The organism is Acinetobacter sp. V89_4 (assembly GCF_029967875.1).
Lineage (GTDB): Bacteria > Pseudomonadota > Gammaproteobacteria > Pseudomonadales > Moraxellaceae > Acinetobacter > Acinetobacter oleivorans.
The window spans coordinates 871368-897814 of sequence record NZ_JASCAI010000028.1; the positions used below are offsets into that span (position 1 = coordinate 871368).

26 protein-coding genes and 2 pseudogenes are annotated in these 26447 nt (G+C 39.8%); 14 read left to right on the forward strand and 14 right to left on the reverse strand.

Annotated elements, in window-relative coordinates; genetic code table 11:
- Positions 1-18 precede the first annotated feature (18 nt).
- The gene (locus tag QLG01_RS15765) at positions 19-921 is read right to left on the reverse strand and encodes a LysR family transcriptional regulator (RefSeq protein ID WP_282496899.1); all 903 of its coding nucleotides are present in this window, start codon (positions 919-921) and stop codon (positions 19-21) included.
- Positions 922-1046: 125 nt separating this feature from the next.
- On the opposite strand from QLG01_RS15765, the gene QLG01_RS15770 reads away from it, so the two are divergent.
- The 6 genes and pseudogenes from QLG01_RS15770 to QLG01_RS15795 form a co-directional block, all read left to right on the forward strand.
- Positions 1047-1784, forward strand: a complete 738-nt coding sequence (locus tag QLG01_RS15770) for an SDR family oxidoreductase (protein WP_282496900.1) — start codon at positions 1047-1049, stop codon at positions 1782-1784.
- Between the two features lie 237 nt (positions 1785-2021).
- Positions 2022-2531, forward strand: coding sequence for a rhodanese-like domain-containing protein (locus QLG01_RS15775; protein ID WP_000992245.1), 510 nt, complete (start codon positions 2022-2024; stop codon positions 2529-2531).
- Positions 2532-2549: 18 nt separating this feature from the next.
- Complete coding sequence (epsC, locus tag QLG01_RS15780) at positions 2550-3491, forward strand: serine O-acetyltransferase EpsC (RefSeq protein WP_130172802.1); 942 nt, start codon at positions 2550-2552, stop codon at positions 3489-3491.
- Between the two features lie 257 nt (positions 3492-3748).
- A complete protein-coding gene (locus tag QLG01_RS15785; RefSeq protein ID WP_005304322.1) occupies positions 3749-4681 on the forward strand; it encodes a family 2A encapsulin nanocompartment shell protein in 933 nt (310 codons plus the stop codon).
- Complete coding sequence (locus tag QLG01_RS15790) at positions 4656-6617, forward strand: family 2A encapsulin nanocompartment cargo protein cysteine desulfurase (RefSeq protein WP_282496901.1); 1962 nt, start codon at positions 4656-4658, stop codon at positions 6615-6617. The genes QLG01_RS15785 and QLG01_RS15790 overlap by 26 nt, the downstream gene beginning before the upstream one ends.
- A 182-nt stretch (positions 6618-6799) precedes the next feature.
- A pseudogene (locus QLG01_RS15795) lies at positions 6800-6905 on the forward strand (hypothetical protein); the annotation flags it as partial.
- Between the two features lie 86 nt (positions 6906-6991).
- On the opposite strand, the gene QLG01_RS15800 reads toward QLG01_RS15795, so the two are convergent.
- Complete coding sequence (locus tag QLG01_RS15800) at positions 6992-7630, reverse strand: LysE family translocator (RefSeq protein ID WP_101663618.1); 639 nt, start codon at positions 7628-7630, stop codon at positions 6992-6994.
- A gap of 91 nt (positions 7631-7721) precedes the next feature.
- Between QLG01_RS15800 and QLG01_RS15805 the strand changes: the two genes are divergently transcribed.
- Entirely contained in the window at positions 7722-8651 is a 930-nt protein-coding gene (locus QLG01_RS15805) for a LysR family transcriptional regulator (protein WP_032018083.1), read from the forward strand.
- Positions 8652-8712: 61 nt separating this feature from the next.
- Here QLG01_RS15805 and QLG01_RS15810 read toward each other — a convergent pair whose 3' ends face one another.
- The 5 genes from QLG01_RS15810 to QLG01_RS15830 all read right to left on the reverse strand — a co-directional run bounded on the left by QLG01_RS15810 (position 8713) and on the right by QLG01_RS15830 (position 12601).
- Positions 8713-9579, reverse strand: a complete 867-nt coding sequence (locus QLG01_RS15810) for a cysteine ABC transporter substrate-binding protein (protein WP_000209985.1) — start codon at positions 9577-9579, stop codon at positions 8713-8715.
- Between the two features lie 82 nt (positions 9580-9661).
- Positions 9662-10522: a transporter substrate-binding domain-containing protein gene (locus QLG01_RS15815; RefSeq protein ID WP_199944516.1), complete on the reverse strand. Its 861-nt coding sequence runs from the start codon at positions 10520-10522 to the stop codon at positions 9662-9664.
- A 30-nt stretch (positions 10523-10552) separates the two neighbouring features.
- Complete coding sequence (locus tag QLG01_RS15820) at positions 10553-11284, reverse strand: amino acid ABC transporter ATP-binding protein (RefSeq protein WP_001130360.1); 732 nt, start codon at positions 11282-11284, stop codon at positions 10553-10555.
- Between the two features lie 2 nt (positions 11285-11286).
- Entirely contained in the window at positions 11287-11952 is a 666-nt protein-coding gene (locus QLG01_RS15825) for an amino acid ABC transporter permease (RefSeq protein ID WP_000418067.1), read from the reverse strand.
- Positions 11942-12601, reverse strand: coding sequence for an amino acid ABC transporter permease (locus tag QLG01_RS15830; RefSeq protein ID WP_002114214.1), 660 nt, complete (start codon positions 12599-12601; stop codon positions 11942-11944). The genes QLG01_RS15825 and QLG01_RS15830 overlap by 11 nt, the downstream gene beginning before the upstream one ends.
- A gap of 63 nt (positions 12602-12664) precedes the next feature.
- Between QLG01_RS15830 and QLG01_RS15835 the strand changes: the two genes are divergently transcribed.
- Positions 12665-12778, forward strand: coding sequence for a hypothetical protein (locus QLG01_RS15835; protein WP_078220651.1), 114 nt, complete (start codon positions 12665-12667; stop codon positions 12776-12778).
- A 109-nt stretch (positions 12779-12887) separates the two neighbouring features.
- On the opposite strand, the gene QLG01_RS15840 is transcribed toward QLG01_RS15835, so the two are convergent.
- Positions 12888-13172: a GNAT family N-acetyltransferase gene (locus QLG01_RS15840; protein WP_001025680.1), complete on the reverse strand. Its 285-nt coding sequence runs from the start codon at positions 13170-13172 to the stop codon at positions 12888-12890.
- Positions 13173-13435: 263 nt separating this feature from the next.
- Here QLG01_RS15840 and QLG01_RS15845 point away from each other — a divergent pair, with 263 nt between their 5' ends.
- Positions 13436-14641: an MFS transporter gene (locus tag QLG01_RS15845; RefSeq protein WP_282496902.1), complete on the forward strand. Its 1206-nt coding sequence runs from the start codon at positions 13436-13438 to the stop codon at positions 14639-14641.
- Here QLG01_RS15845 and QLG01_RS15850 read toward each other — a convergent pair.
- A complete protein-coding gene (locus tag QLG01_RS15850; RefSeq protein WP_002048265.1) occupies positions 14619-15509 on the reverse strand; it encodes a LysR family transcriptional regulator in 891 nt (296 codons plus the stop codon). The genes QLG01_RS15845 and QLG01_RS15850 overlap by 23 nt on opposite strands.
- Before the next feature lie 285 nt (positions 15510-15794).
- Here QLG01_RS15850 and QLG01_RS15855 point away from each other — a divergent pair, with 285 nt between their 5' ends.
- Together QLG01_RS15855 and QLG01_RS15860 are read left to right on the forward strand one after the other, a co-directional pair.
- On the forward strand, positions 15795-16271 hold the full coding sequence (locus tag QLG01_RS15855; RefSeq protein ID WP_282496903.1) for a cyclophilin-like fold protein: 477 nt from the start codon (positions 15795-15797) through the stop codon (positions 16269-16271).
- A gap of 45 nt (positions 16272-16316) precedes the next feature.
- The gene (locus QLG01_RS15860; protein WP_282496904.1) at positions 16317-17387 is read left to right on the forward strand and encodes an alpha/beta hydrolase; all 1071 of its coding nucleotides are present in this window, start codon (positions 16317-16319) and stop codon (positions 17385-17387) included.
- A gap of 45 nt (positions 17388-17432) precedes the next feature.
- On the opposite strand, the gene QLG01_RS15865 is transcribed toward QLG01_RS15860, so the two are convergent.
- Both QLG01_RS15865 and QLG01_RS15870 read right to left on the reverse strand, forming a co-directional pair.
- On the reverse strand, positions 17433-18392 hold the full coding sequence (locus QLG01_RS15865) for a response regulator transcription factor (protein ID WP_282496905.1): 960 nt from the start codon (positions 18390-18392) through the stop codon (positions 17433-17435).
- Positions 18389-21853 carry an ATP-binding protein gene (locus QLG01_RS15870; protein WP_282496906.1) on the reverse strand — a complete coding sequence of 1155 codons (3465 nt, stop codon included), beginning with the start codon at positions 21851-21853 and terminating at the stop codon, positions 18389-18391. Before QLG01_RS15870 ends, QLG01_RS15865 begins: the two co-directional genes overlap by 4 nt.
- Before the next feature lie 195 nt (positions 21854-22048).
- Here QLG01_RS15870 and QLG01_RS15875 point away from each other — a divergent pair, with 195 nt between their 5' ends.
- Complete coding sequence (locus tag QLG01_RS15875; protein ID WP_004793027.1) at positions 22049-23665, forward strand: hypothetical protein; 1617 nt, start codon at positions 22049-22051, stop codon at positions 23663-23665.
- A gap of 57 nt (positions 23666-23722) precedes the next feature.
- Here QLG01_RS15875 and QLG01_RS15880 read toward each other — a convergent pair whose 3' ends face one another.
- Complete coding sequence (locus QLG01_RS15880) at positions 23723-24178, reverse strand: Lrp/AsnC family transcriptional regulator (protein WP_000376211.1); 456 nt, start codon at positions 24176-24178, stop codon at positions 23723-23725.
- Between the two features lie 156 nt (positions 24179-24334).
- On the opposite strand from QLG01_RS15880, the gene QLG01_RS15885 reads away from it, so the two are divergent.
- Positions 24335-24946, forward strand: a complete 612-nt coding sequence (locus tag QLG01_RS15885) for a LysE family translocator (RefSeq protein WP_282496907.1) — start codon at positions 24335-24337, stop codon at positions 24944-24946.
- A gap of 70 nt (positions 24947-25016) precedes the next feature.
- On the opposite strand, the gene umuD is transcribed toward QLG01_RS15885, so the two are convergent.
- Positions 25017-25628, reverse strand: a complete 612-nt coding sequence (gene umuD / locus QLG01_RS15890) for a translesion error-prone DNA polymerase V autoproteolytic subunit (protein ID WP_005069871.1) — start codon at positions 25626-25628, stop codon at positions 25017-25019.
- 286 nt (positions 25629-25914) lie between these two features.
- Here umuD and QLG01_RS15895 point away from each other — a divergent pair, with 286 nt between their 5' ends.
- Positions 25915-26148 (forward strand): hypothetical protein, encoded by a 234-nt coding sequence (locus QLG01_RS15895; RefSeq protein ID WP_002114518.1) that lies wholly within the window; start codon positions 25915-25917, stop codon positions 26146-26148.
- Positions 26149-26206: 58 nt separating this feature from the next.
- Here the strand turns inward: QLG01_RS15895 and QLG01_RS15900 are convergent.
- Positions 26207-26447: pseudogene (locus QLG01_RS15900) on the reverse strand (stress-induced protein); the annotation flags it as partial.

A 26447-nucleotide genomic window follows, 5' to 3' on the forward strand; every position in this document is an offset into this window, starting at 1 on the left:
ATACGTTATACGCTATCGTTATTTTGAAAAATAGCCTGTATATAACTCACTCAGCCAAGCAACAAAAACGCGTACGCGTGGCGAGAGCTGCCGATGCTGCGGATATAAAGCAGAAACTGACATCTTCGGGATTTCCCACTCACATAAAACCTCAACCAGTCGACCATTTTTTAATTCATTTGCCACATGGTAGCGCGGGACCTGAATTAAACCTGCCCCACGTAAAGCAGATAATACATAGTTTTCAGCATCATTTACCGCGATCCAGCTTTTCAAAAAATAATCTTGTTTCTTGCCATTCACCATTAATTCAAATGGATAATTTCGCCCGCCTGATGTCGAGAAAAAATTGACACAATAATGTGATAACAAATCCTCTGGTTGCTGTGGTGTTCCATTTTTATTTAAATAGTCAGGACTTGCGCAAATGACTTGTGGCATATCGACCAAATGCCTAGCAATTAAAGTGGAATCATCCAAACGTCCTCCTCTCACCACACAGTCTATCCCTTCCCGAATCAGATCAACCAAACGATCACCCGTACTAATTACAAGTTCAATGTCGGGATATAACTCGTGAAATTGGTCGATATTGGGTAAAACAATTTTAGTCGCATGTGCACCTGATAAATCAACACGTAATAAACCACGGGGCTGAGCAATTACATTACGTAAGGACGATTCGGCATCATCGAGTTCCGATAATATTTGTGTACAGCGTTCATAAAATGCCTGTCCATCTAGTGATGGTCTTACATGCCGAGTCGTCCGCTCTAGCAAACGACACTGTAAATTATTCTCTAACTCTTTAATGGCATTACTTGCTGTAGCACGTGGGATATTTAGCTGATCGGCTGCCTGGCTAAAACTACCCAACTCTACTATGCGGGTAAAAAGTTGCAAGGTATCAAATTTGTCCATGGTGCGATCTTTTAATCCTACCCATTATTAATGTCTATGGAATTATCTTATCCAATTCTGATGATTTATCCCATATTTCTATATTATTAAAATAAGCCATACTTACTCAAACAGGCAATCTAAAAATGAATATTTCAAGAAAAACAGCTCTGGTTACTGGCGCATCACGTGGTATTGGCCGTGCTATTGCAGAACGTTTAGTCCAAGATGGTTTTTATGTGATTGTTAACTATGCTGGCAATAAAGTGCATGCCCAAGCCACTGTAGAACATATTATTGAGCAAGGTGGTCAAGCCTCAGCTATTCAAGCGGACGTTACAAATGAACATGAGGTGAGCCGTTTATTTCAAGAGGCAAAGGCCATTAATGGTCAAGTAGATGTGGTAGTTCATAGTGCCGGTATTATGCCTATGGCAAAAATTACACCTGAAAGCCTGCCAGATTTCGATAAAGTGATTCATACCAATTTACGTGGCTCGTTTTTAATATTGGCGCATGCGGCCGAAACAGTGCCAGATGGTGGTCGGATTATTGCGCTTTCAACCAGTGTAATTGCCAAATCTTTTCCGGCATATGGTCCCTATATTGCTTCAAAAGCAGGTGTCGAAGGTTTGGTACATGTGTTAGCAAATGAGTTACGTGGACGCAATATCACTGTAAACGCCGTTGCACCCGGCCCGACAGGCACTGACCTTTTTTATAATGGAAAAACTGATGAACAAGTAGCGGCTATTGCAAAACTTGCTCCATTGGAACGGATCGGAACACCTGAAGAAATTGCTGGCGTAGTTGCCATGCTAGCTGGCCCAGATGGGCGTTGGATAAATTCACAAGTCATTCGGGTAAATGGTGGATTTGCTTAATGTTTAAAAACGTGTGGATTATTTTAATCTGCACGCTTTTTACTAAATAATAAAATTTCTTAAATCTATTTTATTTTAATAATCTTATAAAATTAACTAATAATATTTTATATAAAACATTCATCGCTCTTATTTATCAAAAAAATATATATAAATAGATATTCCTTATTTTTGCTTATATTTAAAAACGCGTAAATTGATCCTTAACAATCTAAATCAAAGATAAGGATATATTCAATGAACGCTAAATTAAATACTGAAACTCCGCAAAGTTTTATTTCAAATGGTTCAAATACATCCTTTTCAGCCGAAGATATTCTTGCTAAAGCACAGCAATATGCACAAGAACACGAACTAAATTTTAGTGGCAGTTTATCACCTGTTGACGCATGGCAACTCGTACAACAAGGAGAAGCCGTTTTAGTTGATGTACGTACCAATGAAGAACGTAAATTTGTAGGTTATGTCCCTGAAAGTGTTCATGTTGCTTGGGCAACAGGCACATCGTTTAACCGTAATCCACGCTTTTTAAAAGAACTCGAATCAAAAGTTGGCAAAGATAAAACCATTCTTTTGTTATGTCGTAGTGGCAACCGTTCAGCACAAGCTGCCGAGGCCGCATTTAATGCAGGTTTTGAGCATATTTATAACGTTCTTGAAGGCTTCGAAGGCGATCTAAATGATCAGCAACAGCGTAATCAGAAAAATGGCTGGCGCATCCATCAACTTCCTTGGCAACAAGACTAATATTTTAATCAATTTTCAGTGAATCAAGGAAAGCTTGTGACTCAATGGAACATTAATGCGGTTGTACAAGGTTTACAACAAGCAAGGCATGACTGGCGTCAGCAGCAACACAGGACCAAAGAATTTGGGGGCCGTGAACTTCCATCTAAAGAAGCGTTAAAAGCTATTTTAGATGACCTATGTGGAATTTTATTCCCAATGCGTTTAGGCCCTGCTGACTTACGTCAAGAAACTGAAGATTCTTATATTGCCTATACTTTAAATCGGGTACTCACAGCCTTACATGCTCAAGTACAACTGGCTTTAAATTATGAAGCAAAACGTCATTTGAGTCATTCGAACGCAGTCCAACAGCCAGAAGAACTTGCTCAAAATATTGTGCAGGATTTTGCCAACACCTTACCCTCTATACGACGTCTTTTAGACGGCGATGTGCGTGCTGCTTATGAAGGCGATCCGGCGGCGCATAGTGTGGATGAGGTATTACTTTGCTATCCGGGCATATTTGCGATTATTCATCATCGAATAGCGCATCAACTGTATGCCCAAGTGCCTTTATTGTCGCGCATTATTTCCGAGTTGGCGCATTCTGCAACTGGTATTGATATTCATCCGGGTGCAAAAATCGGTAAAGGATTTTTCATCGATCATGGTACGGGTGTGGTGATTGGTGAAACTAGCGTTATTGGAGAGCGTGTTCGTATTTATCAGGCAGTGACCCTTGGAGCGAAACGATTTGAAACGAATGATGATGGTGGTTTGAAAAAAGACTATACACGCCATCCAATTGTTGAAGATGACGTGGTGATCTATGCAGGTGCTACTATTTTAGGTCGTATTACGATTGGTCGAGGGTCCATTATTGGGGGAAATGTCTGGCTTACACATAGTATTCCTGCAGGAAGCCAGATTTTACAGTCACCACTGGAGGCTTATCAAAAAAATCCAGAATTTAAATAAATCGTATTCACAATTTTATATATAAGAGTTTTAACCAATATATTAAAAACATGAATTTGGTATATATAAATCAGTTTATTACTTATTTATATTAAATTTTCATAAACATATGCTTATTCATAATAAGTGAACTGTGTTCATTTATTTATACCTTATTCATATTTTGAAAATCGAATATTTAATTCTAATCTGTTAACACGATAATTTAAAAATTTAACATTTTATAACCAAGCCACTGTAATAAGGAAAAATGATTCATGGCGAAAAATACTGACAAAGCCCAACTTGCGCTGGGGGACCACGCAGCCCGTCAACTGGCCAATGCAACCAAAACTGCTCCCCAACTTTCTACAATTACTCCCAGATGGCTGACTCACTTACTTCAATGGCTTCCTGTTGAAGCAGGTATCTACCGCTTAAACCGTGTAAGTAATACCGATGATATTCAAGTCGCTTGCACACAACGCGATGAAGCAACTTTACCTCAAACTTTTGTTGATTATGACCCAGAGCCACGCGAATACTTTTTAAATGGTGTATCTACTGTTTTAGATGTACATACACGTGTTGCTGACCTTTACAGCAGCCCACACGACCAAATTAAAGAACAGCTCCGTTTAACCATTGAAACCATTAAAGAACGTCAAGAAAGTGAGCTTATCAATAACCCTGAATACGGTTTACTGGCAAGTGTGACAGATGACCAACGTATTTCGACTTTAAATGGCCCACCTACTCCAGATGATCTTGATGATTTGCTACGTAAAGTTTGGAAAGAACCGGGATTTTTCCTAGCACACCCTGATGCGATTGCAGCATTTGGCCGTGAATGTACACGCCGTGGTGTGCCACCTCCAACGGTTAGCTTATTTGGTTCGCAATTCATTACATGGCGCGGTATTCCACTCATTCCATCAAATAAAATTCCTGTAGAAGATGGCAAAACTAAAATCTTGCTGCTTCGTGTTGGTGAAAAGCGTCAAGGGATTGTTGGTTTGTTCCAACCAGGTCTTGCTGGTGAACAGTCACCAGGGCTTTCAGTACGCTTTATGGGAATTAACCGTAACGCGATTGCGTCGTATCTAATCTCGTTATATTGCTCACTTGCAGTACTCACTGATGATGCGTTGGCAGTATTAGATGATGTGGAGGTGGACAAATATCATGACTACCCAGTTAACTACAAGTAATCTGCAAGGTAGTCCAACGGGGCCTGAAGTGACTGGTGTTAATCCACCAGCCAACTTCCCTGATGAGTCCACCATTGCTCAACTTGCTAATGAGTTTTTTTCAGCATTACCAAGCTCAAGCAGTTCAGCTTCTCCATCGGGCCTTAACTTGGACTTACCTGTCGGAGCGCCACCGCACCCTCCACAACCAGGTGAACCATTTTCTGCACTCAGTGGTCGTGCGCCCAATATCGCCTTTCAGAAAAGTCTCAATCCGGAATTTCCTGAGCATATTCCAAATTTGCCAGACTACCCTGAACGTCGAATTGTAGCGTCTGCGCCTGTGGTTGGTGGAGCTAATTTGCCACGCCCACCATTTGAACCACATTTGCCACAAAGTGCTCACAGTGAACCCAATGTGCCACGCATTGAACCAAGCTTACCCACTGGTGCAGGTGAATCACCTTATTATTTTTTAAATGATTTTTCTGCTCCCAATGCAGCAGAACCGTCTGTTAAAGGTGTTGAAGATAATTATTCGGTTGCACAGTCTTTTCAATTGCCACATGGTGACCAGCTGAAATCATTGCTGACGGAAGATCGTTTTGCAACGAACACGCCTCCCCAAAGTTCGGCAAGCTCTGCATTTTATTTTTTAGACTTGCCTCAAAGTGGACAAAGTTATAGTCACTATCAACCATCGCAACCCACTTTTGTAGCAAGTAGTGCTCAACCACTCGATGTACATGCTATACGTCGCGACTTCCCAATTTTACAGGAACGCGTCAATGGCCGACCTCTAGTCTGGTTAGATAATGCTGCCACTACACAAAAACCGCAGCGCGTGATTGACCGGATTGCTTATTTTTATCAGCATGAAAACTCAAATATTCACCGTGCTGCCCATGAGTTAGCGGCTCGTGCAACCGACGCCTATGAGCATGCAAGAAATGTAGTTGCCCGATTCATTGGTGCTCCCTCTTCCAAAGAAATTATCTTTGTTCGAGGAACAACCGAAGGCATTAACCTGATTGCAAAAACATGGGGTGAGCAAAATATTGGTGAAGGTGATGAAATTATTGTTTCTCACTTAGAACACCATGCCAATATTGTGCCTTGGTATCAACTCACTAAAAAAACTGGAGCTAAATTAAGAGTCATTCCTGTGGATGACACGGGTCAGATTATTTTAGAAGAATTGCCAAGACTGATTAATGAGCGCACTAAACTACTGTCGATTACTCAAGTTTCGAATGCTTTAGGTACAGTCACACCTGTTGCTGAAGTCATTAAAATCGCGCATGCCAAAGGTGTACGTGTTTTAGTTGATGGTGCTCAATCTGTTTCGCACATCCCTACCGATGTACAAGCTCTTGATGCTGACTTTTTTGTGTTTTCTGGACATAAAGTGTTTGGTCCTACAGGAATTGGTGCGGTCTATGCAAAACCAGAGTTGCTAGAAAGCATGCCTGTTTGGGAAGGCGGCGGTAACATGATTCAGGATGTTACCTTCGAACAAGTAGTTTACCAACCTGCACCAAACAAGTTTGAAGCTGGAACTGGAAACATTGCCGATGCTGTTGGTTTAGGCGCTGCGCTTGAATATGTAGAAAGTCTAGGTATTCATAACATTGCTCGCTATGAACATGATCTACTCGAATATGGTCAAAATGCACTGAGCAGTGTGTCTGGTTTACGCTTGATCGGAACGGCACATCACAAAGCCAGTGTTATGTCCTTTACCTTACAAGGTTATTCAACTGAACAAGTCGGTAAAGCTTTAAATCAACATGGTATTGCGGTACGTTCTGGGCACCACTGTGCACAGCCAATTTTACGTCGTTTTGGTGTAGAACAGACCGTGCGTCCGTCTTTGGCTTTTTATAATACAACTGAAGAAATTGATTTATTGGTTTCGGTGTTACATCAACTGACACGTAATAGGCGTAGCAATTAAATCTATTTCTAGACTAGAAAAGACTGCTTTTGAGCGGTCTTTTTTTATGGATTATTTACTGAAGCTACTTTAGCTCAAAAGTTATATATAGAAGTAACAAGTCAAAGTAGTTATCACGGCGGAGTCTTACCGTTTTGCCTCCAAAGAAAGTAGCTAATTCTGTTACTTTTTTAAAAAGTAACCAAAAACTTTCTCATCCACAGAACCTGTTCTCTGTTTTCATTTTTCAAAAAATATTGCAAATACATTATCTTTATAAATTATGGGCAGGCTGTGGATGAAATTTAGCACGAGCAAATACTGGTATGAACGCCGTAAAAACTATATACAATCTAAAATCGTACTTCTGCCCCCCCATTAAATACTCACGGCAATTAAACAAACAATCCCCAAATCAATCTCAATGCAATCCCAATTAATAAAACTCCCATTACCCGCTCAAAATAAACCCCAAACTCCAAAAATCTTTTACGTACAATAGGCTGAGCAAACAGTACACTCACCACCATAAACCAGATGGCATTAACCATACACATCCAAACCCCATAAAAAACCTGAACTTTCATCGGAGTGGTCGTACTTACAATTGTCGTAAAAATTGCCAGAAAAAAGATGGTGGCTTTTGGGTTTAACGCATTGGTGAGAAAACCCATTGTAAACGCTTTAAATAAACTCGGAGTGTCACTGTCTGCTGAGCCATTAATCTCAATATTGGTATTCGGCTGGCTACGTAAACACTGCCATCCTAAATACACTAAGTAAGCTGCGCCTGCTGTTCTGATCAGTGACATCAGCCATTCGCTTTGTTGAATCAAAAACCCAATACCAACAAGTGTATAAAACACATGGACTGAAATCCCGACACCAATACCAATTGCAGTTAGACATCCAATCAAATAGCCATAACGTACACTTTGTCTTACCGTAATCACAAAATCTGGTCCCGGTAAAATCACCGCCATAAAATGAATAAGAGCTAGCGTTAAAAACTCATGTCCATACAACTGCCACATAACAATTTAGTTTCCTGAAAATCACCTAAAAGATTGTATTGCGATTTTTTAGACGCGATAATCCAATCAAAATCCAAATAACTTTTGCCTCATGAGCACAAATCAAAGTCTGGTTCTATTAAATGAAATGGCGACTTTCGTTAAGGTTGTCGAGTCGGAAAGCTTTTCTGAAACTGCACGCCAGCTTGGTACAACACCTTCTGCTGTGAGCCGCGCGATTGCCCGTTTAGAACGTGCTTTAGGTACCCGCTTACTCTATCGGACTACACGGAAACTTCGTTTAAGTGAAAGTGGACAACAGGTCTATCAACGTTGTTTAGATATGGTGAATGCTGCGCAAGCGGTCATGGAAAGTTCGGGCCAATTTCATGTCGAGCCAGAAGGTATTATTCGCATGAGTGTTCCGAAAGCTGTGGGACATTTTATGATTCATCCGCATTTACCCGAGTTTTTAGAACGCTACCCGAAAATTGATATACAAATGCTTTTAGAAGATCGCTATGTAGACCTGATTGATGATGGAGTAGATTTAGCACTTCGAATTACAGAGCAACCACCGGGTGGCCTTATGGGTCGAAAGCTGATTGATATTGATCACTTGGTTTGTGCTACACCTGAATATTTGTCCAAGCACGGTACACCGAACCATCCTCATGATTTAAAGCAACATGAATGTATTTACTTGGGCGAACAAGCCAGTGACTCAAAATGGAAATTTCAACAAGGAAATAAATCGATAAGTGTGGCTGTGCGTGGCCGCTATGCTGCAAACCATACGGGTGTGCGTTTGAGTGCTGCATTACAGCATTTAGGTATTGCGAGCTTACCTTACTTCGTTGCACGCCATGCTCTACAACAAGGTACCTTAGTTCAAGTTTTACCAGATTGGTATTTTAAGACCTATTATAGTGGTGGGCTGTGGCTACTTTATCCACCGACAAGGCATGTCCCACCTAAATTGAGTGTGTTAATTCAATATTTGGCAGATAAATTAGCAGCAGAGCCGACTTTAAAAATTTAGACGGCTCTTAGCTCGAATAAATACTATCTAGAGTTCTAATCTTTAGAGGTTATTAGCACGATTACTCAACCAACAAATCTTTTGGATTAATCGTATCGCCATAGACTGGTTTTAACGTTTTTTCATAAGCCTGATGAATCACGCCTTCTTTTGCCAATTTCTCTAAATCTTGGTTCAACCAGTCCAATAACTCTTTATCGCCTTTTTTCACTGCTGGTGCAATTAAGTCCTGCTCACCTAAATTGGTAATGCCAACAGTGTAATTTGGATTTTCTTTAGCCCAAGCTAAAACCAGCAAGTTATCATGTGCAAGCGCAGCACCACGACCATCTTTTAAAGCATCGAAAGTTTCTGTGTTTTGCTCATACTTTTGTAGCTTAATTTCAGGGTGAGTCTTGGTGAAGAATGAATCAGCCGTTGTACCTTTGTTTACCAACAAAGTTTTATCTTTAAGTTGAGCAACATCGGTAATCGGATGACTTTTAGGAGAAACCACACCTAGTGCCACTTTTAAATAAGGTTTAGCAAAATCGACCACTTCTTTACGTTCTGGTGTAACAGTAAAGTTGGCAAAAATAATATCTACTTTATTGGCTTTTAAATATTCGACACGATTAGCCGCTTCAGTTAAAACAAACTCAACTTTGTTTTCATCGCCCAGCAAATCTTTCGCAACATGCTTGGCAATTTCTACATCAAAACCCTGATTTTTACCTTGAGCATCTAAATATCCAAACGGCGGTTTATCACTAAATACACCAATTCGTACCACGCCATTCTTTTTGATCTGTTCAATACTCGACACAGTTTGTGTGGTATCTGCCGTTTTTTCAGTAGATTGAGTTCCTTTGTCACATGCAACTAAACCTAAACTCAGTAAAGACGCAGCTAGAATATGCTTCACGTTTTGAAATGTTAATGTTGTCATTATTTCACCCTATCGTTCTTGTAAAAGTCTTATTTAAAATAGCAGCGCCTACTTCTAGACACTGCTCTAGCGATATCGAAAATTATTGGCCTACATCTAAAAACACATTCGGATTGACCGAGTCACCGTAAATTGGCTTCAAGGTTTCATCATAAATTTTATTAATTTCACCACTTGTTCTGAGTTGCTTAATTTCAGTATTAAGCCAGTTCAATAATTGGGTATTGCCCTTTTTAACTGCTGGTGCAATAAACTCTTGATCACCAATAGACTGAATACCTGCTACATAACTTGGGTTCTTCGCGGCCCACGCTAATGCATAAGTACTATCTTGTGAAATTGCGTCACCACGACCATCGGTTAAGGCTTTGAAGGCATCCGAATTTCTTTCAAACTTCAGTAAATTCACTTTTGGATAATGCTTGGTAAAGTAGGTATCTGAACTTGTGCCTTTATTTACGATTAATGTCTTACCTTCTAATTGGGCAATGTCAGTGATCGGCTTGGCTTTAGGTGAGACAATGCCAAAAGCACCTTTTAAATAAGGCTCAGCAAAATCCACAACCTCTTTACGTTCAGGGGTTACTGTAAAGGTCGCAAATACCACATCGGCACGGTTTGATTTTAAGAACTCCACCCGATTTGAAGCTTCAGTCACAATAAACTCAACTTTCTTTTCATCACCCAGCAAATCTTTAGTCACCCGTTTTGCTAAAGCCACGTCAAAGCCCTGATTATTACCTGCACTATCTATATAACCAAACGGCGGATCATCGGCAAAAACGGCAACTCGTAGAACCCCATTTTTTTTGACTTGCTCTAAAGAATGGTCTTCTTGACTATTACTTGCCTGTTCAGTGGATGGCGTTTTACTACATGCAGTTAACAACACCCCAGCAACAGCAAGACTGCTTAATATTTTTATTGAATTACGTTTAAACATTCACTTCCTCATGATTCAAATAATAAAAATTTAGTACGACAAAATATTTAAGAAAGCTTTCGCTCGTTCTGTTTTTGGCTGTTCAAAAAATTCTTCTGGTGAAGCCTGTTCAATAATCTTGCCCTTATCCATAAAAATAATGCGGTCAGCAACCTTACGGGCAAAGGACATCTCATGTGTCACAATCAACATAGTCATTCCTTCATTCGCTAACTTGAGTACCACATCGAGTACTTCCCTAACCATTTCTGGATCAAGTGCAGCGGTAATTTCATCAAGCAAAATGACTTTAGGTTGCATGACCAGTGAACGCACAATGGCGATACGCTGTTTTTGTCCGCCTGAAAGCTGTCGTGGATAATCAAGTTTTCGCTCAAACAGTCCAACTCGCTTTAACAATTCATCTGCTACTTGTTCTGCTTCATCACGGTGGCGTTTTTGTACTTTGAGTGGCCCAAGCAAAATGTTGTCAATAACATTCATATGCCCAAATAGCTCATAGTTCTGAAAAACCATGCCAATTTTTTGACGAGCGTTAGTCCAGTCCACATCTTTACCAAGCACACCTGAGCCTGTTAAACGGATTTCACCACCCTGAATCGGTTCTAAGCCGTTAATACAGCGCAATAAAGTACTTTTACCGCAGCCCGATGGACCTAAAATAACTACCACCTCTCCTTGTTCTACATCCAGATCAATGCCCTGTAAAATATGACTTTGTGCAAATGATTTCTGTAATTGTTGTATCGATAACAAAGGCATAATTACTCCCAGACCTTTTCTAAATGTGCCGCCAAACGAGATAAGGGATAGCAAATCAGAAAATACAAAATAAAAATAAAGCCATAGATCCAAAGAGAAGCGCTCGGCACGGTCAACAGCGAATTTTCAATAATTTGCTGGCCAACTTTAATGACCTCAACCACACCAATCAGGACTGCCAAAGAGCTGGTTTTCACCATTCGAGTAAATAAATTAATCGCACCTGGCGTTACTCGTTTTAGACTTTGTGGAAAAATGACATAGACCAAGGCTTGAACATGGGTAAGTCCGAGCGCATAGGCCGAATCTCGTTGATGCTGATCAATCGAGGTAATGGCTGCACGAACCAAATCGCCCATTTCTGCCGTACCCCATAAAACAAATACAACAACGCATACCCACATTGCGGAAAACTGCCAGTTAAACCATGTTGCAAAGCCGAAATAAAAGACAAACAGTAAAACTAAAATTGGAATGATTCGAATCGCTTCTAAATACAGGCGACATAGCGCTTTAACGACTATGTTTTTAGAAGTCATAATGACGCCGAAAACTGTGCCGAAAATTGCAGAGAAAAACACTGAAATAAATGCAATTTTTGCAGTTGCCCAAAGTCCCCACATTAAACGTTCGAGGTGACTCGCTTGAAATAAATAATCAAGTTCCATGGCTCACCTTTCGACTTCTGTGCTCCAGATAACTGGTTAAAATAGACACGGGCAATAAAATAATCAGATAAGCCATGATGAGTAAGAACAAAGCTTCTGTGGTTTTATAGTCCATACCAATTAAGTCTTTAGTGACAAAAAGCAGTTCAACGACAGCAATGGCACTAACCACAGAACTTTCTTTAATTAGAAATAGACAATTTGCCCCTATTGCTGGAATTGAAATAGCCAGTGCTTGAGGAAAAATGACATATCTAAAAATTTGAATCGGTTGTAGACCAATACTTTTTGCAGAGTCAATCTGCCCTTTTGCAACAGACTGCAAACCTGCTCGGAAGGCTTCAGCCATATAGCTTCCACCCAAAAAGGTCAATCCGATCACACCACAGGCAAAACCATCGATTTTGATGCCAAGCTTTGGCAAACCGTAATACAAAAAGAACAGTTGAATTAATAAAGGGGTATTTCGAGATAACTCAATATAGAACTGGGCAATTCTATTTAGCACCCGCACGCGATATGTGATTAAAATGCTGCAAATTAGCCCTACAATAATTGCCAGAATAATGCTGATAATTGAAATCTTCAGCGTGGTCAAAGTTGCAGAGAAAAATTGCGGCAACACACTATGGATATACTGCCAGTTCAAGGAAAATTCCAAAAATAATATTAAAACGTTATAAATATTTAGCTTTCGTCAGCTATTAAATATTTGTGCAACGAGTTTATTTTTTTCCCAATTGGTCTAAAACTATTTTTATTAGATAAGCTTTTCTATAAGTTTGATAAATTCGATCTGGCAATTGAAAACCTTCAAATCAGATGAATACAACCGCTCAAAACATATTCACTAAAATAAAGATGAATAATAAAACCAATAAAAAAAATCGGACACCAAGACCCGATTTTTTATTAAATGATTTTTAATCTATTGCTTACTTTCTAAGTACATCGCCAATGCTTGGGTCTTTATCAAAAACCGATTTAGCATATGGGCAAAGCGGAATTACTTTTACATCTTTTTCACGAACAAAAGCCACCAAGGCATCAAGTAATTGGCGACCTACACCTTGTCCACGATAATTTTCATTCACATCTGTGGCATCAATAATTAGCATGCTTTCGCCTGCCCATGTATAAGTCATTTCACCTGCAACGGTTTCACCATCAAGTAAACTAAAGCTACCGTGTTTTGTATCATCTTTTTGTTGAATATTCACAATAAATTCCTCTTCTTACGACTCATATTTATTTAAAAAATGACTTTGTATATCTTGAACTATAAGAACAAATCTAAGTGTAAAAAAATAGCCTGTTTTTAGCAGCGAGTCTGTATGCTTTTTAAAGACAATTCATGCATAAAACTCATAATTCTATTCGTAATTCTAGGCCTAATCCTTTCAAACCCTTGCTGATAAGCTCTGCAACCAGATTTATTCATTTCTTTTATGAACATTTAACGGTTTTAAACGTCGGAACTTTTATGTCTTCTTTCCATCAAATTGAGCAAGATGCACATGAGAATAGCACACCGGCATGGGGTGCTGTATTTGTAATGTCACTATGCTGCGCAGTATTAATTGCCTCAGAATTCATGCCCGTAAGTTTACTCACACCAATCTCTTCAGATTTAAATATGAGTGAAGGCCAAGTTGGCCAAGCAATCGCAATTTCTGGCATTTTTGCTGTGGTAACCAGCTTAACTATTAGCCGTGTATTTAAGACATGGGATCGCCGTCATATCATGCTGTTACTTACCCTACTCATGATCATTTCTGGCATGCTGATTACATTTGCTCACTCTGCTGCTTTATTCATGGTGGGTCGTGCAATTTTAGGTGTAGTGATTGGTGGTTTTTGGGCAATGTCGACATCAATTGTCATGCGACTCGTTCCTCCGTTTTCAGTACCTAAAGCACTCGGTTTATTAAATGGCGGAAATGCTCTAGCCACCACAATTGCAGCACCATTAGGAAGTTTTTTGGGTTCAATTATTGGCTGGCGTGGTGCTTTTTTCTGTATTGTCCCCATCGCGATTGTTGCACTTATTTGGCAATTTAAAAGTATGCCTTCTCTTCCTGCAATATTGTCATTTGAGAAATCTAAAAATCCATTTGGTTTACTAAAACGCCCAATTGTACTTTATGGGATGACCGGAATTTTATTACTCTTTATGGGCCAATTTGCGCTATTTACCTATCTACGCCCATTTCTAGAAACCGTTACTCATGTCGATGCGAAAATGCTATCCATTTTATTATTAATATTGGGTTTAGCAGGTTTAGTGGGTACATTTGTAATTAGTTTAATCCTCCACCAACATGTTTATCGTTATCTGATTCTTATTCCATTCATCATGGCATTGATTGCTGGAGCTTTTGTGCTAGGTGGTGGGCATTTATGGTTTGTTGCCATATTGATGGGTTTATGGGGCTTTATTGGAACGTCGGCACCTGTTGCATGGAATACCTGGCTTGCCCAAACACTACATCAAGATGCCGAAATTGGTGGTGGTTTGATGGTTGCGATTATTCAATTTGCAATTACTCTAGGTGCAACTATAGGTGGATTATTATATGACTCATATGGCTATAGTGCCACGTTCTATATGAGCGCAACTATTTTGCTATTAGGCGCAATTACTGCTTTTCTCACATGGCGAAATGCTACTCACGTAGTACATCGATAACCAATCGTAATGCAGGTGAAAGTTGTCTTCGATGTGGATAGTACAAATGGTATCCGGGAAACTGGATACTGTACTCTGCTAAAACTTGAATCAGCGTCCCTTCTTTTAGATCCTCTCGAATCAAATCTTCGGGAATATAAGCAAGTCCAAATCCAGCTCTAACCGCCTCGACGATATCGTAGCTTTCATTAAATATCCATTGCCCCTGAATTTTGATTTTTGTCTCTTGACCATCTTTCACAAATTCCCACGCATACACGCTGCCTTGGGTGGTTAAACGATAGCCAATACATTGATGATTGATTAAATCTTTAGGAGTATTAGGAATTCCATATTGTTCAAAATATGCTGGTGTTGCTATTACCGCCATTTTGACATCTGGACTAATACGTACTGCAATCATGCCATCAGCTACGCGGCTTCCGAAACGAACGCCTGCATCAAAGCGCTCTGCCACAATATCGACCATCCCACTATTGGCAGTTAGTTCAACTTGCACATCTGGGTAATCACCCGCAATCTTTTTAAGTTTTGGAATCAGCACTTCCCGTATCGCATGGCTACTAGCATTAATCCGAACCGTACCAGCGGGTTGGTCTCGAAATGAAGTTAAAAGGGATAATTCATTATCGATTTGGTCAAAACTAGCACTAATCGTTTGTTTCAACCTTTCGCCTGCTGCTGTAGGTGAAACACTACGTGTAGTTCTGGTCAGGAGTAACATTCCCAAACGTTCTTCTAAACCCCGAATCGTATGGCTTAGCGCAGATTGTGAAATTCCCATTTTCCCTGCGGCTTTAGTAAAACTACCCTCTCTTGCCACCATTAAAAAAGCATAAAGATCATTATAGTTTTCTTTATTTATCATCTGCTTTATCTCTTATTGGGGAGTCAACCTCATTATAAAGGATAAAACTATTCATGAATATTACTCATAAGTCCATGTTTGTTTTTTAGACTAATTATTAAAAAGAAGATTCGTTAAAATCCATATCAAGCAGTAAATATGAAGATTTAAATAAACTGAGGCGATTATTATGAGTCATTTTATTATTGTAAAAAATTAATAAATTCCACTCATATCTTTACGTTAAAGAATAAATAGCTTCATTGCTTTTATGTGCTTTTTCTTAAAGAAGCGGGGTGAATTGATATGGCTAGTTATAAGTTTTTTAAAGGCTTAGTCAGCCTATGTGTTTTGTTCTCAGTGACTTCCGTTTCTTATGCAATAAAGCCTCAAGGTAAAAATCAACAAAGGGGATCGATGATGAAAATCCGTATTGATATTGATGGAACACAGCAACCGCTATTTGCCACATTAGCCATGTCACCTACTGGTGAAGATTTTGCCAAGCAGCTTCCACTGACATTAATACTTAAAGATTATAACTCCACTGAAAAAATAGCTGATCTACCCACCAAGCTAACTACACAAAACGCGCCTCATGGATATGCCGGAAAAGCAGGTGATCTTACCTATTATGCTCCTTGGGGTAATCTAGCTTTTTTCTATAAAGACTCAGCTGTTGGTTACGCGAATGGCCTCATTTTTCTTGGAAAACTAGATGCTATTCCCCAAGCATTCAAGCAAAAACAACCCATCAAAATTTCAATTTCCCAAATCGAATAAGCATCTATCTATTCACTCATTCACATTGTTTAAATTGAGGTATTTATGACTCCATCTCCCTTTTTTAAAAAGCTTAAAACACATACAGCGGCTGCAATTTGTGCAGCAACTATTGGTCTATTTTCTTCAACTTCAGCTATGGCGGCCGATATGTCTAATGGTGCGAATAACTTTTATCAAAGTCAGCAAGTGACTATTCAAAAAGTGACTTTTAAAAATCAATACAACATGGATATTGTCGGCAATCTGGTTATTCCCAAAAATCTGAATAAAAAAACTAAAGCCTCTGCAATTGTAATTGGTCACCCTATGGGGGCTGTAAAAGAGCAAAGCTCTATGCTTTATGCACAAAAACTGGCTGAACAAGGTTTTGTGACCTTAGCAATTGATCAATCATTTTGGGGCGAAAGCGCGGGCCAACCAAGAAATGTGGCTGCACCAGACATTTATGCAGAAGCGTTTAGTGCCGCTGTAGATTATTTGGGAACACAATCTTTCATTGACCCTAATAATATTGGTGTACTGGGTATTTGTGGAAGCGGGAGCTTTGTCATTAGTGCAGCAAAAATTGATCCGCGTTTAAAAGCTATTGCCACTGTAAGTATGTACGACATGGGCGCAGCAAACCGCAATGGCTTACGTCACTCACAAACCCTAGAGCAGAGAAAGCAAATTATTTCAGAAGCCGCTGCACAGCGTTACGTTGAATTTAAAGGTGGTGAAACCAAATATACAAGCGGAACTACGCATGAGCTAACAGCAGATACACACCCTATTCAACGTGAATTTTACGACTTTTATCGTACTCCACGCGGAGAATATACGCCTAAAGGCTCATCGAGAGAGCTTACAACCCACCCAACTCTCACCAGTAATGTTAAATTTTTAAACTTCTACCCATTTAACGACATTGAAACAATTTCACCACGTCCGATGCTATTTATTACTAGTGATCAGGCCCATTCAAAAGAGTTTAGTGAGGAAGCTTATAAACTCGCAGGCCAACCTAAAGAGCTTTACTACGTTAAAGGCGCTGGACATGTTGATTTATATGATCGAGTCGATCTCATTCCATTTAATAAATTAACCAGTTTCTTTAAACAAAACTTGAAGTAATACAGATGATAGAGGCTCAACACGGGCCTCTATTTTTAAATGAACTCAATGAAACTCTTGTACCAGACTATTAATATGCGCTACGGCAGCAGTTCGGTTTTCAACACAAAGTTTTTCAAAAACATGCTCTAAATGTTTATTCACCGTCCGTGGACTAAGCTCCAAAATTTCTGCAATATCCTTATTGGTTTTTCCTAACAACAACCAGTGCATGACTTCGGCCTCACGTTGAGTCAACTGTGGGCAATATTTTAAAATATCAGCCATTTCCAAAGCCGGCGTAGAAGCCTTAATCTGTATCAGATAATTTTTTGCCACACTTGGTTCAGTTTGCCACGGCGTAAGCAATAAAAGCTGTAATTGCTGAGATGGCGTTGAATAAGAACAGCTTGTTAATTTTTTAGGGTCTTTTTCATGCTCTAAGTCTGAAAACCAAGCTTTTAAGCCTGCTTCAAAGCCCTCTAACTCAGGTAAATATTGATTCAGTAAATCACTGGCTTTTTGGGTTTTCCAAACAATTTTACCGTGAACATCTAGCGCAAGAATGGCTGTTTCCGTTGCATCAATCACCTGTTTTTGTTGCTGCAATAGTTTGGCATGTGCCAAATGTGTTTTTACCCTTGCTAATACTTCTTCAATATTCAGAGGCTTGGTTACATAGTCCACCCCACCGACCTGAAAACCCCGCACTATATGCTCTGTTTCCGACAAACCTGTCATAAAAATGACGGGAATAAACTGCGTAATTGGACTTGCTTTAAGTTGTATACAACTTTCAAAACCGTCCATATGTGGCATATTGCCATCGAGTAAAATCATATCTGGTAAGCATCGGTGGGCAATTTCAATTGCACTCAACCCATCAGTTGTAACAAGCACGCGATAACCGGCCTGATCCAGACTTTCATGTAGCAAGCCTAAATTTTCCGGCACATCATCCACAATCAGAATAACAGCCTGCTCATTTAGCGAAGCTTGCTGAAAAGAAACATGTTGCGTACTCATTGCTTATCCTGAATTAATCGTTGCGCGTGTTTTAAATCAAACTTTCGAATAGCCTGTTCAAGCTGTTCCCATAACTCGTTATGCTCCGGAAAATTTTGACGGCATTGCGTTAAAGTCTGTTGAATTCCACGGATATAACCTTGTCCAATCAAATCATTTAATTGCTGCAAGCTTTGCGGTAAATCGAGCAGCTCATTATCTTCTGGCTGTTTAATTGGCGTATGAACAGTGGTTTGCTCTTGTTTATATATCTTTAGATCAAGTGTTTGAACTTCATTATTTTCTATGGATGTCTCTGATTTAGAATCAATCCACACCAAACCCAATTTGTCTCCAATTTTACTCAGCAACAAATTAAGATCGATTGGTTTTAGCATAAAGTCTTCGCTTAAGACTGCATCTTGTGGATTGACTTCGCGCTCGCCTGCATTCGCTGAAATAATTAAGATCGGCACATTGGTAATATTATTCTGACGTAATAATCGCGCAGTTTCCCAGCCGCCCATCAAAGGCATATTTAAATCCATCAGAATCAGGTTAGGTTGAAAAATAGGTACTCGTCTTAAACAGTCAATGCCCGACTCGGCTTCTTCAATCATAAATCCTAAAGGTTTTAGAAAATTAGCGACTAAACCTCGGTCCACCGCTTCATTATCGACAACCAAAATTCGTTTACGCTCGCCCTGATAACCCGTAATTTGGTTGGAGTAAACATTAGAAATTGGATGAACTACTTCTTTTGAAGGTAAGTAAAACTTAATCTTAAACTGAGAACCCTGATTGAGTTGACTAGTCACAGATAGCTGTCCACCGAGTAAATCGACTAATAATTTTACAATTGGTAGTCCGAGTCCTGTTCCGGTAAATCCGCCTTGCACGACATTGCTGCCCCGTTCAAACGGGTTAAAAATTCGTTCTAAATCAGCCTCAGCAATACCACAGCCCGTATCTCTAATTTCAAAATAAGCTGTCTGAAAACGGTACTCGATTTTTAAAGTAATTGTGCCGCTCGTGGTAAATTTTAAAGCATTGCCCAATAAATTGATGAGCACTTGCTCTAAGCGTTTTTTGTCGGTACGAACATAGTGCGGTAGGTTCTCTCCAATTTCATAAATAAACTGTAAATTCTTCTGTTCAAACTGTGGCTGAAACATTTGAATAATCTGTTCTATAAAATTGGGGAAATGAACATCCACCACATTTAAAGAAATTTTACCTGTTTCAATTCGTGCTAAATCTAGTAAACCGTCAATCAGTGAAGTCAAATGTTGCCCACTACGGCTAATCACCCCGAGCGCCATTTTGCCTTGTTCTGAAAGCTGCTCTTGTTTTTGAAGTAATTGGCTATAGCCCAAAATACTATTTAGGGGTGTTCTTAGTTCATGGCTAATGCCAATGACATAACGGCTTTTTGCATCATTTGCTCGCTCTGCTGAAATTCTGGCATCTTGCAGATCTTTTGAAGTGACTTCATGGGCAGCAATTTCATCAATCAATAATGCTGTTTGCTGATGCGTTTCGATTTCGGCATTACGACGGCTTTCATCGTTTAACACTAACCACCATGCAGCAACACTCATCAATAAAAATAATATCGTGTAAATTTTGACAAATAGCGTAAATAGCTGAGGAACGGCTGCCGCATTAATGGTTTCTAAGTAGGTCTTTTCTTGGATATAAACCAGACTTAAACTCACTGCCAAAACGATCGACAGTCCTAGAGTCAGTAATAAATACAAACTGACCCTGCTATTTAAACGGCTAGCCCAACGTTCAGGTAAATACTGCCAAATGGCTTTTTTGAGTTGTACTGACCAACGTGCATCGGGTTTACATAAGTCGTGACAGCGTGCTTCAAGTGAACAGCATAGAGAACAAATCGTACCGTTATAGGCTGGACAGCCCGCCATATCTGCAAGTTCATAGTCCCGTTCACACACGACACAATTTGCAACCGATGTCGCCTGAATTTTTTCAGGCTGACGTGCAATGTAATATTTGCCTTTAGTTAGGTAAGCAATAACAGGAACACATAACACCGCGCTCCCTAGAGCAATGAAACTCGCCAATCCTTTTGCCATGAGTCCAAAAAAGCCCAAATAGCTAAGCATCGATAACACTGAAGCAATCAGTAAGGCGCCCACACCTACGGGGTTAATGTCATATAAGTAAGCACGACGAAATTCAATTCCCTTTGGGCTTAAACCTAAAGGTTTACAGATAATTAAATCGGCAACAACGGCACCAATCCACGCCAAAGCGATATTGCTATATAGCCCCAAAATGCGTTCAACCGCATGGCTAATCCCCATTTCCATCAAAACAATGGCAATAAACACGTTAAAAAGAAGCCAGACAATTCGCCCCGGATGGCTGTGAGTTAAACGGGCAAAAAAGTTGGACCATGCCAATGAGCCAGCGTAGGCGTTGGTCATATTAATTTTAATTTGCGCCAAGCAAACCAGTGCTAATGTAAGAATTAATGCAAGCTGAGGATTTGGAATAAATTGCTGATAGGCAACCCAATACAGATAAGTCGGATTATCGAGTTCAGAGACAGGAATAAACAGCTGAAAAGCCAAAACCATCAGCAACATGCCCATCAATACTTTTAGAAATCCAAAAATAATCCAAGATGGACCACCTAAAAAAACGGCAAACCGCCATGCAGTTCTGTTCTTTTCTTTTTGCGGTAAAAAACGTAAATAGTCGGCTTGCTCACCAATTTGGATCACAAATGAAAAAATAAGAGTGCACGCCGCACCAAAGTAATACAGATTAAAATCGGTCGAGTTTGAAACCGCACCAACAAAATGCAGGCTACTACTTAAAATTTGTGGCTGTTTCCAAAGTACAAAAAACCATGGTAATAACAGCAATAAAAGCCAGATTGGTTGTGTGATTGCCTGAACTTTATTAATAAAACCAATACCTTTGACCACTAAAGGCAAAATCACTAAGGCAGAAATTAAGTACCCGATAACTTGCGGGATACCTAACGCAAGCTCAAGTGCCATCGCCATAATGGCGGCTTCAAACGCAAGCAAAATAAAGGTAAAGCTGGCATAAATTAGAGAGGTAATGGTCGAGCCAATGTAGCCAAAACCTGCACCACGAGTAAGCAAATCGACGTCTACATTATATTTTGCGGCGTAGTAACTAATCGGCCAACTGGTTAAGAATATGATGGTACATACGACAATTGCTGCCCAGACTGCATTGCTAAAGCCATACTGCCAAAGCATAGTCGCCCCAATGGCTTCCATAGCCAAAAAGCTGACTGTCGAGATTGCGGTATTGGTAACAGTCCAAGGTGACCATTTACGTACTGAGGTAGGTGCATAGCGGAGCGCATAGTCTTCGATACTTTCATCTGCCACCCAAATATTATATTCACGGCGTGTTTTGATCACACGTTGTGGCGCTTGTTGGGGGCGTGAAGAATCTGGCATAACACTCATGTTTTGGATGGGGCTATATTAAACCCAGCAATCCTTATGCCAAAAGTCATTTATCATGGCGATTTTCTTAAATACGCACATATACGCAAAATAACGTATTTTCAATTTTTCCCAAAAATCACACACTCAAAACCATCAAAAAACAATGATCAATATTTGTGTTGATTGACCGAAAATGATTGGGAGATTGATGTTATGAGTGTATCTGAACATCCAAATCTGGACACTGTGCAAGGTACAGATTCACAAAAAGCAGTGAATGAAACCTTAGAAGATTATACTTTACGTTATGCTCCACACAGCTTTCGGCGCTGGAGTCCCAAAGTTGTCGCTATTACTGCACTTGGTGGTATTGCCTATCTTGCTGACTTTTCTATTGGTGCCAGTATTGGTATGTCTTACGGAACAACTAATGCTGTTTTCTCCATTTTATTTGCAGCGATTATTATCTTCTTAACTGGCATTCCTTTAGCCTACTACGCAGCGCGCTATAACATCGACCTTGACTTGATTACCCGCGGCGCAGGCTTCGGTTACATCGGTTCGGTTCTTACTAGTATCATTTTCGCCAGTTTCACATTTATTTTCTTTGCCCTTGAAGGCTCAATCATGGCACAAGGGTTATTGCTTGGTTTAGGCATTCCGCTTTGGGCTGGTTACCTCATCTCAACCGTTATGGTGATTCCACTTGTCATTTACGGCATGAAAGCCTTGAGTAAATTACAAGTTTGGACCACTCCACTTTGGCTCATTCTGATGATTGGTCCTGTGGCCTACCTGATTTATCAAGAACCTACTTTAGTCAGTCAATTTGCTACTTTTACAGGTAAAGAAGGTTTTGCAACCGTAGACATGGCCGCGATCATGTTAGGTGCTGGTATTTGTTTATCGTTAATCATGCAAATTGGTGAGCAAATTGATTACTTACGCTTCATGCCTGCAAAAACAAAAGAAAATAGCAAAGCATGGTGGGCAGCGGTTATTTCAGCAGGTCCGGGTTGGGTGATTTTAGGGGCAATTAAACAAATTATTGGGGCATTTTTAGGGTTCTATTTACTCACTAAAATACCGGGCGTAAACAGCACTGAACCTGTTCAACAGTTTAATGCAGCGTTTCATGACATGCTTCCGGGCTGGGCAGCTTTAACACTTGCAGTGATTTTGGTGGTTATTTCTCAAATAAAAATTAATGTGACCAATGCTTACTCTGGTTCCCTTGCATGGACAAGTGCCTATACACGTATTAGCAAACATTATCCGGGTCGTATTGTCTTTGTGATGGTGAACTTAGCAATTGCGCTTGCTTTAATGGAAGGTAACATGTTTGCAGTACTGGGTAAAATCTTAGGGTTTTATTCAAACTTTGCGATTGCTTGGGTTGTGGTTGTAGCAACAGATATTTCAATCAACAAATATGTTTTAAAACTTTCACCGAAAGAACCTGAATATCGCCGTGACATGCTCTACAACGTAAACCCTGTCGGTATGGTTGCGTTCCTTGTATCAGCAGGCCTATCAATTGCAGCATTCTTCGGCTTACTTGGTAGTTTCTTGGCGCCTTACTCACCGCTTATCGCACTTGTGCTTGCTTTTGTCTTAACTCCAGTCATGGGTTTATTAACCAAAGGAAAATACTACATCAAGTCACACGATGACGGTATTAAAGAACCACGTTACGATGCTGAAGGTACACCAGTTGCAACGGTTTACCACTGCCGCGTATGTGAACAAGGCTATGAGCGTCCAGATATTATGTTCTCTCACAAACATAACGGCACGATCTGTTCTTTGTGTAAAACACTCGACGCGTAAATACTATCGAAACTAAAAAAGAAGCTTTAAAGCTTCTTTTTTTATATCTGATTATTCTTAGCCAATCGGAAATAAGCGTTCAGGCACTACATCTTTCATCACAATGGTTGAGATGAGTCGTTGCACACTTGGAATAGCAGATAATTTTTCATCATACAAACGCTGAAAAGCCGGTAAATCTTTAGCGACCACATGCAACAAGTAATCTGGCTCACCAAACAAACGCTGCGCTTGAATAATTTGCGGGATGTCTATCACGGCATTTTCAAACTTCTCGACTGCCTGTTTATCACCTTCTTTAAGCGTAATAAAAACAATCGCTGAAAATTCAAATCCCACTAAGTTTGGGTCGAGTTCTGCCCGATAGCCTTTGATGGCTCCCGATTCTTCTAAAGCCTTCACTCGTCTATGACAAGGTGAAATGCTCAAACCTACTTTTTCTGCCAACTCAGTGATAGATAATCGGCCATTTAATTGCAATTCAGCAAGAATCTTTTTATCTGTGCGATCCATTTAGAAAAATTTACCCCAAATGAGTGTGATATGAGCAAACATTTAAAAGCACATTCTAAATACATGAGCATATTATTTTCAACAAGCTCGAATAAATAGGGATTTTTTCTAAACCACGAGTGAAACCTTTGGAAAATAGTTTGCCGAGATAAGCATATGGCTTTTAACATTTTTATTGCATTTTGGAGTGTCTCCATTCTTTTTATTATTACGCCAGGGGCAGACTGGGCCTATGCCATTTCGGCAGGGATTAAAGGCAAAGTCGTCGTACCCGCTATTGCAGGTATGCTATTCGGGCACTTTATTACGATTTTATTGGTAGCGGCTGGTGTTGGTCTGCTTGTAGCAAATAACCCAACTGCTCTGATGATCCTAACAATTGCAGGTTCTGCTTATTTGCTATGGATGGGAATAAACTTATTACTTACCCCTCCAACTCCGAACGAGTCTGATTCTGAAAAGGCTCAGTCATGGTTAAGTTGGGCAACCAAAGGCGTTTACGTGAGTGGATTAAACCCGAAAGTTTTTTTGCTCTTTTTAGCCCTGCTTCCTCAATTTATTGACACGACTGCTTCATGGTCCGTAACTACACAGATTCTTGCCTTCGGTGTTGTCCACATGATTAGCTGCGCGATTATTTACTTAATGGTGGGTTATGGTTCAGAGGCTATTTTGAAAACCAGACCACAAGCAGCACAGTTAGTGGGCCGTTTTTCGGGCGGTTTGATGGTTGTTATCGCAACATGTTTATTGATTGGACAAATTTAAAAGTCATTTAGGAAAAAGTTACTGACTCACTTTTCGGGTCGGTAACTTAAATAATAAATATAAGAAAAATTTATCTCATTCGTTTGAGGTTATAGGTCACGACTCCCCAAATCACCAGTTCTTGCCCCTCTTCAATATAAATATTTTGATAATCAGGGTTTTCTGCTTTTAGCCAAACTTTAGGTGGATGAAATTGACTATCAATCATTAAGCGCTTCACAGTGAAATCATTGTCGATGAGTGCAATCACAATATCACCTGATTTAGCGGGAATGCTACGGTCCACAATAAGCGGATCATTAATATCAATTCCAGCATCTAACATGGATAAAGAGTTGGCTTTAACAATAAACGTGGCATTTTCATTTCTAATTAAATATTCATTTAAATCGAGTGCTTGCTCAATATCATCTTGTGCAGGTGAAGGAAAACCTGCAGCAACACGTTCAGTTGCCAAAGGAATATGGTAAATTTTATCGTTATTTGGGTGGACCTGTTGGACATTAAGTTTTGAGTTAAAGTCGGTCAAGTTATTGGTTTTGACATTATTCAGTAACCAATTTTTGATAAAGTTAACTTGAGACTCGGGAACACGAATGACTTTGGTGGGTTCATTGAACTGTGCTTTACGTCCGGCATTTTCTCGTGCACCGCCATGCTCGAACTCTTTTTTCTTTGGCATATTGCCTCCATTCCACTGTTCAAATCCTACACAAACAATGTAACTTGAAAAAGTTACATTTTCAAGTTGACGAAATATTTTTTTTGCATAACAATAAATCTCATGATCAGATTTTAATCCATTTTGCTTTTAACAGGGATGTTTTAACCAAAATGGCAATTTGAAGAAAATCAAAACCTATTTCGAAATAGTCTTTATCGCTGACTGTTTTTTGATTTTTATCAAATGAGATTCTGAACACTTAACATTCTGGTTAAATTCAGTTTTTGGTATGGAGACATGCGAAATGAAAAATCAACGTGATGCGGTTTTAGGTTATGCAAATGAGCAACATGCTTACTATATCCGCCTAATTGAAAATGATGCGGTTTTAGGTGAAAGCTACGGATTATTTTGTGAAAATCCAGATAGCGAAGCAGCTGAAAGTATTATGACGACACTTTTTTTGAAAAAATCTTTTTGGTTAAACGGTTCTGAATACCTTGATATTGTAAAAGGCCTACAACCTCTTCCTCAGTAAATAAGTAAGCTAAAAAACAAAGGAGGCAAAAGCCTCCTTTGTTTTTAAAACATTCTGCTTAAGACGTAAAACGTCCGTAGGCATCACGTTTTTGATTACGAGAGTTTTGACCACGGCCATCATAATCATCGTCGTCATCACGGCTGCGACCTCGGCCTCGTCCGCCTGAACGGCCTCCGCGATCATCATCGTCGTCATCACGGCTGCGACCACGACCTCGTCCACCTGAGCGGCCACCACGATCATCATCATCGTCGTCATCACGGCTGCGACCACGACCTCGTCCACCTGAGCGGCCA

Coding starts and splice junctions, on each gene's coding strand:
- umuD (WP_005069871.1), bottom strand. CDS start 25,628: ATGCCAAAGAAAAAAGAGTTCGAGCATGGCGGTGCACGAGAAAATGCC.
- QLG01_RS15790 (WP_282496901.1), top strand. CDS start 4,656: ATGACTACCCAGTTAACTACAAGTAATCTGCAAGGTAGTCCAACGGGG.
- QLG01_RS15785 (WP_005304322.1), top strand. CDS start 3,749: ATGGCGAAAAATACTGACAAAGCCCAACTTGCGCTGGGGGACCACGCA.
- QLG01_RS15880 (WP_000376211.1), bottom strand. CDS start 24,178: ATGGATCGCACAGATAAAAAGATTCTTGCTGAATTGCAATTAAATGGC.
- QLG01_RS15860 (WP_282496904.1), top strand. CDS start 16,317: ATGACTCCATCTCCCTTTTTTAAAAAGCTTAAAACACATACAGCGGCT.
- QLG01_RS15810 (WP_000209985.1), bottom strand. CDS start 9,579: ATGACAACATTAACATTTCAAAACGTGAAGCATATTCTAGCTGCGTCT.
- QLG01_RS15805 (WP_032018083.1), top strand. CDS start 7,722: ATGAGCACAAATCAAAGTCTGGTTCTATTAAATGAAATGGCGACTTTC.
- QLG01_RS15875 (WP_004793027.1), top strand. CDS start 22,049: ATGAGTGTATCTGAACATCCAAATCTGGACACTGTGCAAGGTACAGAT.
- QLG01_RS15770 (WP_282496900.1), top strand. CDS start 1,047: ATGAATATTTCAAGAAAAACAGCTCTGGTTACTGGCGCATCACGTGGT.
- QLG01_RS15775 (WP_000992245.1), top strand. CDS start 2,022: ATGAACGCTAAATTAAATACTGAAACTCCGCAAAGTTTTATTTCAAAT.
- QLG01_RS15865 (WP_282496905.1), bottom strand. CDS start 18,392: ATGAGTACGCAACATGTTTCTTTTCAGCAAGCTTCGCTAAATGAGCAG.
- QLG01_RS15855 (WP_282496903.1), top strand. CDS start 15,795: ATGGCTAGTTATAAGTTTTTTAAAGGCTTAGTCAGCCTATGTGTTTTG.
- QLG01_RS15870 (WP_282496906.1), bottom strand. CDS start 21,853: ATGAGTGTTATGCCAGATTCTTCACGCCCCCAACAAGCGCCACAACGT.
- QLG01_RS15800 (WP_101663618.1), bottom strand. CDS start 7,630: ATGTGGCAGTTGTATGGACATGAGTTTTTAACGCTAGCTCTTATTCAT.
- QLG01_RS15885 (WP_282496907.1), top strand. CDS start 24,335: ATGGCTTTTAACATTTTTATTGCATTTTGGAGTGTCTCCATTCTTTTT.
- QLG01_RS15850 (WP_002048265.1), bottom strand. CDS start 15,509: ATGATAAATAAAGAAAACTATAATGATCTTTATGCTTTTTTAATGGTG.
- QLG01_RS15845 (WP_282496902.1), top strand. CDS start 13,436: ATGTCTTCTTTCCATCAAATTGAGCAAGATGCACATGAGAATAGCACA.
- QLG01_RS15820 (WP_001130360.1), bottom strand. CDS start 11,284: ATGCCTTTGTTATCGATACAACAATTACAGAAATCATTTGCACAAAGT.
- QLG01_RS15765 (WP_282496899.1), bottom strand. CDS start 921: ATGGACAAATTTGATACCTTGCAACTTTTTACCCGCATAGTAGAGTTG.
- QLG01_RS15895 (WP_002114518.1), top strand. CDS start 25,915: ATGAAAAATCAACGTGATGCGGTTTTAGGTTATGCAAATGAGCAACAT.
- QLG01_RS15825 (WP_000418067.1), bottom strand. CDS start 11,952: ATGGAACTTGATTATTTATTTCAAGCGAGTCACCTCGAACGTTTAATG.
- QLG01_RS15815 (WP_199944516.1), bottom strand. CDS start 10,522: ATGTTTAAACGTAATTCAATAAAAATATTAAGCAGTCTTGCTGTTGCT.